Origin of the sequence: Mesorhizobium loti CJ3sym, assembly GCF_000472785.1 — a bacterium.
Taxonomy (GTDB): domain Bacteria; phylum Pseudomonadota; class Alphaproteobacteria; order Rhizobiales; family Rhizobiaceae; genus Mesorhizobium; species Mesorhizobium loti_E.
In genome coordinates this window covers 126604-138809 of sequence record NZ_AXAL01000022.1, presented here as the reverse complement: position 1 = coordinate 138809, position 12206 = coordinate 126604, and the positions used below count along the sequence as shown (strand labels likewise).

Genomic DNA, 12206 nt, shown 5'->3' with positions numbered 1-12206 from the left:
CGAAGGCCTTCGCCAGAGCCTGCCGCAAGCTCGGGCTCAAGCACGTGCGCACAAAGCCATATACGCCAAAAACCAACGGCAAGGCCGAACGCTTCATTCAGACCGCCCTGCGGGAGTGGGCTTATGCCGTCGCCTATCCGACCTCAGATAGCCGTGCAGCCGAGCTTCCAGTCTGGCTTCACAGATACAATTGGCATCGTCCGCACGGCAGCCTAAAGTCACTAACACCAATCAGCCGCCTCGGCTGGACCGAGGACAACCTGTTGAGGCTCCACATCTAGAGCGTCAACGCCTTGCCAACACCATGCCTGGCCAGACCGGCGCGATGGCTGCGGCGCGCCTCGGCTTCGTCGCCTGACCTTTTTCCGGGCAGCGCATCCCTGCCGCTGCTTTAAAACTGCAACGCCGCCTGGCTCCAGCCAAGCGGCGTTTTTGTTTGTTTTGCGCACTTTGCCCGCGCCTTGAACAGTTACTGCCGCTTTCCCGGCATCGCTGCACGCCTATTGCCCATTTGCGACCCATGTCGCAAATTTAATCTCGTCCAGACGGCGTAGCCGATTGACAGGCAAGGTTTTTCCTGATGTCGCTATGCTATTCGCGACATCCTGTTCGCGTCATGGCCAGATGAGGTTCCCTTTGAACGCCGTCAAGCATCCGATCAAGCGGTCGTTTGTGTTCTTCCTTGTTCCCGATTTCACCATGATCGCTTTTGCGACCGCGCTCGACCCGCTGCGCTCCGCCAACCGCATGCTCGGTTACGAGGCCTACCGGTGGCGCCTCGCCAGCATCGACGGCAAGCCGGTGCGCGCCTCCAACGGTGTCGAATGCGCGGTCAACACCTCGCTCGAAGAAGAACGCAAGAAGATGGCAGGCCCCGATCGACCCAATATGGCCATCGTCTGCAGCGGCATTAATGTCGAACGCTATCAGAACAAGTCGGCCTTCGCCTGGCTGCGCGAGGAGTATAATCGCGGCGTTGCCGTCGGTGGCCTCTGCACCGGCGCCCATATCCTGGCCGCCGCCGGGCTCCTGTCCAACAAGCGCTGCGCCATCCACTGGGAAAACCTGCCCGGCTTTTCCGAGGCGTTCCCGAAGGCCAATGTCTTTGCCGACTTGTTCGAGATCGACCAGAACATCTACACCTGCGCCGGCGGCACCGCCGCACTCGACATGATGCTGAAGCTGATCGGTGACGATTTCGACGACAACCTTGTCAACCGCGTCTGCGAACAGGTGCTGACCGACCGCGTGCGCAGCCCGACCGACCGCCAGCGCCTGCCGCTGCGCGCCCGGCTCGGCGTGCAGAACTCGAAAGTGCTGACCATCATCGAGCTGATGGAAGGCAATCTGTCCGAGCCGCTGTCGCTGATCGAGATCGCCGACCATGTCGACCTGTCGCGCCGCCAGATCGAGCGGCTGTTCCGCACCGAGATGGGCCGGTCGCCCGCCCGCTACTATCTGGAAATCCGGCTCGATCGCGCCAGGCACCTGCTGATCCAGTCATCGATGCCGGTGGTCGAGGTGGCGGTCGCTTGCGGCTTCGTCTCGGCCTCGCACTTCTCGAAATGCTACCGCGAGCTCTATGCCCGTTCGCCGCAACAGGAGCGTGTCGACCGCAAGCAGCTTCTGGCGGCCTGATCCAGGATCAAACCTTAATCCCGGATCAAGCCTCGGCCGGCTGCACTTGCGTCGTGCGCATCGCCTCGACGCGGATATCCTCGGTCAGCCGCGCCTTCAGGCCTGAGAATTCCGGACTGGTCTTCAGCGTGTAATGGCGCGGATGCGGCAGGTCGATGGCGACATCCGACTTGATACGGCCCGGCCGCGCCGTCATCACGATGACGCGCGAGGCCATGAAGATCGCCTCCTCGATGTCGTGGGTGACGAACAGCACTGTCTTCTTGCGCCGTTCCCAGATGCCGAGCAGCAGTTCCTGCATCAGCCCTCGGGTCTGGTTGTCGAGCGCTCCGAACGGCTCGTCCAGCAACAGGATCTCGGGATCGTTGGCGAGCGCGCGAGCAATCGCCGTGCGCTGCTGCATGCCGCCGGACAGCTGCTTTGGCCAATGGTTCTCGAACCCCTTCAGCCCAACGAGGTCGACATAGGAGGCAACGATCCCGTCCCGCTCTTTTTGCGCCATGCCGCGTTCGCGCAGGCCGAAGGCGATATTCTCGGCCACTGTCAGCCACGGGAACAGCGTGTAGGACTGGAAGACCATGCCGCGATCCGGCCCCGGCCGCGTCACCGCCTTGCCGTCGAGCAGCACGCGGCCTTCGCTCGGCGCCTCGAGGCCGGCAACGATCCTGAGCAGCGTCGACTTTCCGCAGCCTGACGGCCCCAGGATGGTGATGAAATCATTGGCGGCGACCGCCAGGTCGACCGGCATCAGTGCCTTGACCGGCTGTCCGCCGCGCACGCCGGCAAAAGTGCGCGACACGCCTTCGATGAGAAGCTTGCTCATGCCAGGCTCCACGGAAAGAGCCAGCGGTTGAACGCCTTGAAGGCGAAGTCGGACAACAGCCCGATCAGGCCGATGACGATGATGCCGAAGATGATCTGTCCGGTCGCCAGCCGCGACTGGCTGTTGATGATCATGTAGCCGATGCCCGAGGACGAACCGATCAGCTCGGCGACGATGACATAGGTCCAGGCCCAGCCGAGCACGAGGCGCAGCGTCTCGGCGATCTCCGGCGCATTGGCCGGCATGATCACCCGGCGAACGATGCCATTGTTGGTGGAGCCCAGCGTGTAGGCCGCCTCGACCAGATCGCGTCGCGTGGAGCCGACCTTGACGGCGACGATCAGGATGATCTGGAACACCGAGCCGACGAAGATGACCAGCAGCTTTTCCAGCTCGCCGATGCCGGCCCACAGGATAAGCAGCGGAATGAAGGCCGAGGCCGGCAGATAGCGGGCGAAGGAGACGAAGGGCTCCAGGAACGCCTCCACCGGCTTCCAGGCGCCCATCGCGATGCCGATCGGCACGGCGACGACGGAGGCCAGCACAAAGCCGCCGAAGACGCGCCAGATGGTTATGAGTATGTCGAGCCAGAAACGGTCCTCGACCAGCAGCCGCCAGCCGTCCCGCAGCATCGACAGCGGATCAGCGAGGAAGATGCGGTTGACATGGCCGCCAAGCGTGATCCAGGCCCAGAACGCAATGAACAGCACGAAAAACGAAATGCCGAGCACGGTTCGCAGGCCCGGCGAGACTGGATGCAAGGGCCGCATCTTCACATCGTCCCCATCTTCAAATTGTCATTCGTCCAGGAGAAGGCGGCGGCGCCAGGCGCCGCCGCCTGATGGGCAAAGGTGAGGCTATCAGTTCGCCACAGCGCTGGTGTCGGCCAGCGTGGTGACATCGGGCGCTTCCTTGATCAGCCCCATCTGCAGCAGCAGATCGCCGGCGGTCTTGGAGAAATCCTGGAATTCCTTGGTGAAGAACTGCTTGTTATCGGCCTTGTCAGCCCATTTCAGGTACTTGGCAGAATCCTCGAATTCCTTGGCCGACTGCTTCACGTCGGCGCCCATGATCTCATAGGATTTTTGCGGGTCGCTCTTGATCAGCTCAAGCGCCTCGAAATAGCTGTCGGCCAGTGCCTTGGCCGCATCGGGGTTGGCCTTGAGGAATTCAGGCGTGCAGCCGACCGTGTCGAGCACCATCGGGTAGTCGAGCGTGGTCGCCAGGATGTGCCCCTGATCGGACTTGTCGCGCACCGCCGAAATGAATGGTTCATAGGTGACCGCTGCATCGTTCTGCCCGGCAAGGAAGGCCTGCGCCGCCGCGTCCGGCTCAAGGTTGACGACGGTCACATCCTTCGTCGACATGCCGGCCTTGTTCAGCACCCAGGCCAGCATGAAGTATGGCGACGTGCCCGGTGCCGAGGACGCGACATTCTTGCCCTTGAGATCGGCTACGGTCTTGATGTCGTTGCGCGCCACGATGCCATCGGCGCCATAAGATTTGTCGAGTTGGAAGATCTGCTTGGTGGTGACGCCGCTGGCGTTCCACACCAGCCAGGTTTCGACCGTGGTGGCGGCGCATTGCAGGTCGCCGCTGGCGATGGCCAGAGGACGGCTGGCCTGCGGCACCTTCTTCAAGGTCACGTCGAGCCCATGCTTCTCGAAGAGGCCTGCCTGCTTGGCAAGCGTCAGCGGCGCGAAGCCGGTCCAGCCGCTGATGCCGATGGTGACCGATGTGGCGGCCATCACCGGCGCGGACAGACCGGCGGCAAGCGCTAAAGTTGTGGCGAAGACGGTGATCCTGTTCATGTGAGTTCCCCTTTTGTTTTCTCTGGGGAAATTGTTCACAGACGCCAATCGGCTTGTCAATCAACAGGAACGTGTTTCATTCCAAGAACCCGTGCGAGACTTTCGCTATCGGTGCGGCGAGCCAAGCAGAAGGATCGGACAGCGATCGGCGACCGGGTAAGTACCGCTTGGCACGAGACGGACATCGGCGAAGTAACGTGCAGCCTCCGCCACGTGGATCGCCTCGTTCAGCCAGCAGCATATCGTATCGGACCCCTGATAGAGGTCGATGAAGGCGAAGGCATCCGGCGCCCATCCGCCTGCCGCCATCAATTCCTTCCGGTCACAGAACATCTCGTTGATGGCGTCCAGAACGGTGGACATCTTCAACCCATAGTCAGGCGCTGCGGCAGGAAGCGACAAAGCGGTCCGTAGGACGATCTCGGCGAGTGCCTTGATCCTGCCGCCCAGCGCATCGGCCCTTATCGCATCGAGCGGCTCGGTCTTGGCCGGGCGCGCAAAAAGCCTGATGCACGCGCGACCGCCCGGTCTCAGCACCCTGGCCATCTCCTCCAGGCACCGAAGCCGCTGAGCCTCGCTCGTCACGGCCGAAAGGCATCCATCGCCGACAATTGCGTCGATGCTCTTGTCCGGCAATGGAAGATCGAGCCAGTTTCCCAGAACCGCCTTGCGGGTCGCGCTATCGCCGATCCACAACGCGCCGATCATATGCGGGTTGGCGTCTATCGCCACCAGCGACTTGCCGAGCCTTGCCAATTCCGGCGTGACGCCGAGCAGGGCCATCTCGGCGCTGTCCGTATCGATCAGGCGCTTCAACACCTCCACGACATCGGCGGGCGGCCGCAGAGGCGCTTTTATGAGATCCCATGTACGAAACAGATTGGCCCACAGGTCGGACATGCCCCCTCGCCCCTTCGTCGTGCCACGCACTTGCCCCGGCGGATTCCAGTATATTATCACTTGATGAAGTGAAAGATGGCCGGGGGCCGAATGGCGCACATCGTGGTGATCACGCACGAGTACGATCGACTGATCGAGCGAAAGTTTTTTCGGCGATCCGACAGCGGCTATATGATCCACTCCATTCTCGAAAACCTGCGCATGCGCGGCCACTCGTGGACGGTCGCGCAGGGACCATCGAACAGGATAAAGGGAGATGTCGCGGTCCTTCACGTCGACGCCACGTACATCGACCCAGCCTATGTCGAATATGGACGCAGCTTTCCGCTATGCCTCAATCTTGCTGTGTCCGATATCTCGAAGGGACGGATCAGTCAGGCAAGGGTCGTGCCTGGTGACGGCTGGACGGGACCGGTCATCGTCAAACCTGTCCTGAACAGCGGAGGCGTGCCGGAAGAGCGTCTTAATCGCCGGGCCCGGCGCGCAGGCAAGCCGGCGCCCTTTCCCGCCGCAAGAGCCATGAGGGACTACCAGCTGTTCGACCGGGCGTCGGATGTGCCTGCGGATTTCTTCGCGGATCCGGACTTCCTTGTCGAACGGTTCCTGCCCGAAGTCGTGGAAGATGGCTTCGCCCTGCGCTTTTGGGTCTTTTGTGGCGGCTATGATTTCTGCGGCCGTTTTGTTTCACGCGGTTCCATGGTCAAAGGCCCCGGCGTGTTCCGCAGCGAGCCTTGTGCCGTCCCTGAAGACCTGCGCCGTCGCCGCGAGGCGTTGGGGTTTGACTATGGCAAGTTCGATTTTGCGGTTCACGACGGCAAATCCTACCTGATGGACGCCAACAAGACGCCGGGAAGGGTCCCCAGATCGGCGGGCGAAGTCGCGTCGCCCGCAGGCATGGCCAGCGGCTTCGAAAAAATGATCCGGCTGGGGTGAATAGCCCCGGCCTGCCAGGGACTAGTATCCGTCGCAGACGCACTCGGCGGATGAGATGCGGTCGTTCCAGTCGCCTCCGAGCTCACGGGCCCTGCGCCTGATTTCGATCGAACGGCCGCCCATTCGCGTATCCTCATAGGCAACGAGGCTGCAGCCGCGGCGAACGAAGACCGACGACACGCGGTCATTCCAGAACTGGCCGCCGCGAAAACTGACCGAATCGTCGGCCTGCATCTCGATCGACCGCCCGCGAAAATTCACGTGCTCGAACATGACGCAGGCGGGCTGGTCGTTGTATTGGGCGCTGGCGCCGTCGGCAAAAAGCACGGACGCGACAGCCGTCAGGATGGCAAGGCGTTTCATCTGATGTTTCCTCGGTTTGGACCGCGGCCCCCATCGGCTGGATAGCGCGATCCAGCCAATTTGCCAATGCTCCGGTCCGAAGAAGCGCTAGCGGCTCCCACTGCGGTTGCGCCACATCTTCTCGCCGATCTGACAGTCGCTGGCGGGCTTGTCCTGAGCCAGCACCACTGGTGGATGATCCGCCTCCTCCGCCGCCCATTGCGGCGACGCCGGTCCGGCGAGCTCCAGCACCAGCTTGCGGCGTATGGCTTCGGGAAATTGCGTCCAGTCGTTGACCGGGATCATGAAGGCTCCGGGGCCGCCGATGACGCAATCGCTGTAGTAGCGGTCGAGATTGTTGACGTCGTAGACGCCCGAAAACCCGCCTCGGGTCATCAGCGGCAGGCCGTTGATGATGATGCCTTGCCTGACCACGCTATCGCGGGTGAAATTGACCGGCGGGCCCTGATTGTTGGGGCCGTCGCCTGAAATATCGATGACGCGCTTGGTCCCCTGGTAGCCGCTTTCGGCGAACAGATCGGCACCGAACTCCATCGCCCCGGAGATCGACGTGCGCCGCGCGCTGTCGGGAGGATGGGCATCGAGCTGCGCCACCACTTTTTCCGCATCGGCCCGGCTGGCAATCACCGTCCACGGCACGATGACCTTCTGCCAAGTGGTGCCGGCCCATTCGACATAAGTGACGGCGATCTTGCCATAGGCGCCATCGGCGATCGCCTGCAGCACATTGTCATGCGTCAGTGCTGCCGCGTAGCCGTGGCGCTGGATCTCGAGCTCGTCCGCCGACATCGACAGCGAAACGTCGACCGCCAGCACCAGCTCGACATCGACCGGCTCGTCCGCGCGGGATCCCGGCGCCAGCCAAAGCATCAGCACCAGCGCGGCACAGCCGGAAAGGAGATGTCTTGCACACGGGAAAGCAGACATGACGCAAGGGTAAGCGAAAACCGCCCGGTTAAAAAGACAAAAGCCCGGCTCGAAGCCAGGCTTTTGCGATCAGTCCGTTGCGCCACCGGGCGATCAGCTGCGCGGTTTGAGGTTCTCCGGGTCGTAGAGCGGCTTGTAGCCGACGCCGGCGACTTCGACCGGATAGGTCTCGCCGAAATACTCGACATTGAGCTTGCGGCCTTCCTGCGCATAGGAGTGCGGCAGATAGGCAAGCGCGATGTTCTTGCCGATGGTCGGGCCATAGGCGACCGAGGTGGTGAAGGATCGGCGGCCGAGTTCGTCGACCAGCGTCTCGCCGGTGGCCGGATCCAGCACCGGCATGATGCCAACGGGATAACGCGCCACACCCTTGGAATCGGTGTTTTCGGTCATCACCAGCGTGCACAACGTCGCCGGCTGGTGCTCGCGGGCACGGTATTCCGTATGCTTTGCCTTGCCGCAGAAATCATTCTCCTTGACCTTCGGACGCGCCAGATCGGCTTCCAGTAGATTGTACTCGGTCAAAAGGTCAGCGTTCTGCAGCCGCAGGCTCTTTTCCATGCGGCGCGTGTTGGCATAGGTCTCGACGCCGAACGGCATCACGCCGGTCGAGCGCAGCGCATCCCAGACGGCGAGCCCGTCCTCATAGCGCATATGCAGTTCCCAGCCCTGTTCGCCGACATAGGAGATGCGGAAAGCGGTGACGTCCTTGCCGCCGATCCTGACCGGCTTGATCGCCGCGAACGGGAAGTTCTCAAGCGACAGGCTGTCCGGATTTTCGACCACCTTCTGCAAGGTCGTGCGAGCATTTGGGCCCCAGATGCCGATGGTCACGTATTTCTCGGTCACATCGGTGATGGTGACATCGAAACCTTTGTCCTGCGCGGTGCGCTGCATGTAGCGGAAGTCGCGCGGGCCGGCGTCGGCGCCGTCGATCAAGCGGCAGCGATCAGCCATGCGGATGACGGTAAAGTCGGCGCGCACCATGCCCTCCTCGTCGAGGAAGTGGGTGTAGATGCCCTTGCCGATGTTGTTGTCGCCGCCGACCTTGGCCGCGCACAGCCATTCCAGCAGCGCGACATGGTCAGGTCCCTCGATATCATACATCGAGAAATGCGACAGGTTGACGATGCCGCAATCCTCGCTCATCGCTAGGTGCTCGGCATTGGAGACGCGCCAGAAATGGCGGTTGTCCCATTCGTTCTCACGGACGGGAACCCGGTTGCCGTACTTCTCCAAAAGGTGCTCGTTGGCGGCGTAGCCATGCGCGCGCTCCCAGCCGCCCAGTTCCATGAAGTAGCCGCCAAGTTCCTTCTCGCGCTCCCAGAACGGCGAGCGCCTGATGTTGCGGCCCTTGGAGAACGGCTCGCGGGGATGCACCGCGGGATTATAGACCTTCATCGCCGTCTCGGTGCAGCGATCCCAGATGAACTGCTCCTTGGTCTGGTGCGGATAGAAGCGCGCATAGTCGATGGCGTGATGATCGATCGCGGTGCGCCCGTCCGTCATCCAGTCGGCGATCAGCTTGCCCATGCCCGGGCCGTCCTTGACCCAGATGGCGACGGCATACCAGAGCCCCCGCACCTTCTGGCTCTCGCCCATCGATGGACCGCCATCGGCGGTCACCTGCAAGAGGCCGTTGAAGGAATGGCTTTCGTTGTAGCCGAGCTCGCCCAGGATCGGCGTCAGTTCCATGGCGCGCTCGAGCGGCGCCAGGATCTGCTCCATGTCGAGGTCGCGCTGCGAGGGCGACAGCCGCGCCTCATGCTTTTCCAAGAGGTCGCGCGGATGGCAAAGGCGCGGGTTGTTTTCTTCGTAATAACCCCATTCGATCTGCCCGCCTTCGGCGGTCTTGGGGTCGCCGGTATCGCGCATATAGGCCGAATTGCCCTGGTCGCGCAGCAGCGGCCAGCCGATCTCCTTGCCGGTGCCGGCGAACTCGTTGTAGGGGCCGAAGAAGGTCAGCGGATGGTCGATCGGCATGACTGGCAGATCTTCGCCGACCATTTCTGCGATCAGCCGGCCCCAGATGCCGGCGCAGACGATGACATAGTCGGCCTCGATCGTGCCGCGATCGGTCACGACACCAGTGATCCGGCCGTCCTTGACGACGAGCGACCTGGCCGACGTGTTGGCAAAGGGCTTCAGCTTGCCTGAAGCTTCCGCCTGGTCGACCAGCTTGCCGGCAACGGTCTGCGAGCGCGGGATGACCAGGCCTGCATCCGGATCCCACAGGCCGCCCTGCACCATGTCCTGTTCGATGAGCGGGAACTTTTCCTTGATCTCGGCCGGTTCGATCAGACGCGCGCGTGTTCCAAAAGCCTTTGCCGAGGCGATCTTGCGCTTGATCTCATCCATGCGGCCGTCGTCGCCGACACGTGCGACTTCGAGGCCGCCGATGCGGGCGTAGTGGCCCATCTTCTCGTAGAAATCGATGGAATAGAGCGTCGTCCAGCAGGACAGGAAATCATGGCTGGTCGTGTAGCAGAAGTCGGAAGCGTGCGCGGTCGAGCCGATGTCGGTCGGGATGCCCGACTTGTCGATGCCGACGATGTCATCCCATCCGCGTTCGATCAGATGATGGGCGATCGATGCGCCGACAATACCGCCGAGGCCAATGATGACGACCTTCGCCTTTTTCGGAAACTCTGCCATTGCCCGCGACTCCAAAGCGTTTTGCGGGCGGACTATAGGGCGGAGCGGCAGGCCTGATGAAGCCTGTTTGCGACATTGGTAAAAAGCCGAGCGACCACAGGGCAGAATGCTTTACATCCCTGGCCTTGGCTGATGCCGATTTAGCTGGAAGAGTCTCAGGCGAAGGCCCAGACATCCTCCGCCTGGAGGCCTACCTGATAGCCCGCTGTCTTCAGCTTGACCACGACCTGGCCGATCTCCGGGGCCGGCAGCGCGCCTACCTCGACCTTGATCATGCCCGGACGGTACCGCTTCAGATCAAGCTGCTCGAAGACGATCCAGTCGGCGCCTTCGCAATCGACAAGGAAGGCATCTATATGGCTGATGCCGTTGCGGTCGAGCAGCGTCTGTAGTGTTTCCGACGGCACTTCGATGTCCTTCAGATGCGGCGCGAATTTGTTGAAGTTGGCGTCGGCCTCGCCCCAGGCATTCTTGCCCGACATCAGGTTGGTGTCGGTGACCGAGGAGCAGCCGATGAATTCGATCGGCAGCGTGCCGGCCTCGAGTGCCGCGGCGTCGAAAGTGTGGACGGTGATCGTGCCCTTGGTCTTAGTGACCGCCACCGGCTCGATGATGAAGCGGTCCGTGTCGGGATAGTTGGCGCGCAGCCGCTTCTGATTGTACGGGATCGGCTCGACCAGCATGGCGCGGGCACCGGGGATCGTATGCAGCCATGGCGTAACGTCGTCGAACAGCGCGCCGTCGCAAGCGCCGACATTGACCATCTGGAACGGCTGCCCTGATCCACCGAAGCGCGCTTTCAGCGCCGCCTTGGCCAGGAATTTCGTGCCGCGCAGCGACGGCCCGCGATCGAGCAGGCCTGAGGGAAGACCAAGCGACAAGGCGATGCGCGCCAGGCTGGATAGCGAACTCATGGCTTGTCTCCGGGAATGATTTGAAAGGCGGCGCGATGCTGACCGCGCGCCATTGTTGCCCACAGCGCCATGAAGGGCGTCGCCAGCAGCAGGAAGAGCGGGATCAAATGCGGGAAATAAATGCGCGTGTCGTGGATCGGGAAGACCGTGAACTTCGCCAGGGCGCCGAGCACCAGTGCGGCGAACAATATGCCGGCCCGGCGGTCGAGACGGAAACCGGCACGGCCAGCCGCAAACCAGCCGGCCAGCGCCAGCGCCGAGACGCCGACCCAGCTGTTCAGGCTGACGGCACGCAGCAGCGAGGTCGCAAACGCCTTGAGATAGGCGGTGACCGAGAACGCCGGCTCGAACCCGTCCATATTGTAGTGCTGCTCGATGCTGGAAAACCACAGATGTGGCCACCAGCCAGGATGATGAGCCCAGTGCGAGATAGCGGAATAGGCGACGAAGGACGCAGCAAAGCCGGCCAGCACACCCCAGGCCTTCTGCCGGAATACCATGAGCAGCACCGCGAAAATCGCAAGGAAAACAATATTGTCCGGCCGCACCATGAAGGCGAGGAAGAGCAGGATCGCCGTCGCCACCTCGCGGCCCCTGATATAGGCGTAGAGCCCGCCGAGCAGCAGCGCCGACGTCAGCAGATCCGGCGTAGAGGCACGCGCCGCATCGCCGAAATCGGCCATGATCAGCACCGCGCCGATCACCGGCGCCAGCGCTAGCGCTCGCTCCCAGCGCAGCCATAGCAGCGCGATCGCGCCGAACAGCAGTACCGAAAACACCTGCACCAGCCGCATCGCCTCGACCGGCGGCATCACCGCGCTCAACGTCGACAGGATCTCGGTATAGAGGAACTTGATTCGGTACATGCCGAGCAGCGAATGGAAGTCGGCGGCATTCTCAGTCATGTGGCTGCGGAAGCCGCCGCCATCGTCGATCAGCGTCTTGTAGTCACCGGCCGACACGCCTGATTTGACGGTGCTGTAGGCATAATCATGCAGCGCCTGCGCGTCGGGATAGGTGCCTTCCTCCGCTATTGCGAGATAGGGCAGCATGTCCCAGTTGGCATCAGGCATCACCCAGGCCGTGAACGCGGTCAACAGGATGTAGAGCGCGAAGGCCGCCGCACCGATCGGTGCGGCCAGCCGCGTATAGGTCCCCTCGCCCCACGCCAGGCCGGCCTCGGTGAGCCGGTCGAGCGGGTTTTTCGCAGCGGGAGACTTGGTCAGCATTTTGTGCTCAACG

The 12206-nt window shown here is 62.4% G+C and carries 12 protein-coding genes; 3 read left to right on the top strand and 9 right to left on the bottom strand.

The features are described from left to right. Nucleotides 1–281: IS481 family transposase (locus A3A9_RS0126985; RefSeq protein WP_027060141.1), on the top strand; the 281-nt coding region annotated here is incomplete at its 5' end. Between the two features lie 343 nt (nt 282–624). Next, nucleotides 625–1638 (top strand): GlxA family transcriptional regulator, encoded by a 1014-nt coding sequence (locus A3A9_RS0126980; RefSeq protein ID WP_430515897.1) that lies wholly within the window; start codon nt 625–627, stop codon nt 1636–1638. Nucleotides 1639–1663: 25 nt separating this feature from the next. Here the strand turns inward: A3A9_RS0126980 and A3A9_RS0126975 are convergent, their stop codons facing one another. The 4 genes from A3A9_RS0126975 to A3A9_RS0126955 form a co-directional block, all read right to left on the bottom strand. After that, a complete protein-coding gene (locus A3A9_RS0126975; protein ID WP_027061416.1) occupies nt 1664–2461 on the bottom strand; it encodes an ABC transporter ATP-binding protein in 798 nt (265 codons plus the stop codon). Next, nucleotides 2458–3231, bottom strand: coding sequence for an ABC transporter permease (locus A3A9_RS0126970; protein ID WP_027061415.1), 774 nt, complete (start codon nt 3229–3231; stop codon nt 2458–2460). Before A3A9_RS0126970 ends, A3A9_RS0126975 begins: the two co-directional genes overlap by 4 nt. A 90-nt stretch (nt 3232–3321) precedes the next feature. Further along, nucleotides 3322–4272, bottom strand: a complete 951-nt coding sequence (locus tag A3A9_RS0126960) for an ABC transporter substrate-binding protein (protein WP_027061414.1) — start codon at nt 4270–4272, stop codon at nt 3322–3324. A gap of 105 nt (nt 4273–4377) precedes the next feature. Next, a complete protein-coding gene (locus tag A3A9_RS0126955) occupies nt 4378–5172 on the bottom strand; it encodes a class I SAM-dependent methyltransferase (protein WP_027061413.1) in 795 nt (264 codons plus the stop codon). A gap of 90 nt (nt 5173–5262) precedes the next feature. Here A3A9_RS0126955 and A3A9_RS0126950 point away from each other — a divergent pair, with 90 nt between their 5' ends. Continuing rightward, nucleotides 5263–6105 (top strand): hypothetical protein, encoded by an 843-nt coding sequence (locus tag A3A9_RS0126950; protein WP_027061412.1) that lies wholly within the window; start codon nt 5263–5265, stop codon nt 6103–6105. 21 nt (nt 6106–6126) lie between these two features. Here A3A9_RS0126950 and A3A9_RS0126945 read toward each other — a convergent pair whose 3' ends face one another. The 5 genes from A3A9_RS0126945 to A3A9_RS0126925 all read right to left on the bottom strand — a co-directional run bounded on the left by A3A9_RS0126945 (nt 6127) and on the right by A3A9_RS0126925 (nt 12193). After that, nucleotides 6127–6468, bottom strand: a complete 342-nt coding sequence (locus A3A9_RS0126945; protein ID WP_027061411.1) for a peptidase inhibitor family I36 protein — start codon at nt 6466–6468, stop codon at nt 6127–6129. Between the two features lie 87 nt (nt 6469–6555). Then, complete coding sequence (locus tag A3A9_RS0126940; protein WP_027061410.1) at nt 6556–7395, bottom strand: DUF1194 domain-containing protein; 840 nt, start codon at nt 7393–7395, stop codon at nt 6556–6558. Nucleotides 7396–7488: 93 nt separating this feature from the next. After that, on the bottom strand, nt 7489–10050 hold the full coding sequence (locus tag A3A9_RS0126935) for a GcvT family protein (protein WP_027061409.1): 2562 nt from the start codon (nt 10048–10050) through the stop codon (nt 7489–7491). 155 nt (nt 10051–10205) lie between these two features. Then, nucleotides 10206–10964, bottom strand: a complete 759-nt coding sequence (locus A3A9_RS0126930) for an FkbM family methyltransferase (RefSeq protein WP_027061408.1) — start codon at nt 10962–10964, stop codon at nt 10206–10208. Further along, on the bottom strand, nt 10961–12193 hold the full coding sequence (locus tag A3A9_RS0126925; protein ID WP_027061407.1) for a glycosyltransferase 87 family protein: 1233 nt from the start codon (nt 12191–12193) through the stop codon (nt 10961–10963). The genes A3A9_RS0126930 and A3A9_RS0126925 overlap by 4 nt, the downstream gene beginning before the upstream one ends. Nucleotides 12194–12206 lie beyond the last annotated feature (13 nt).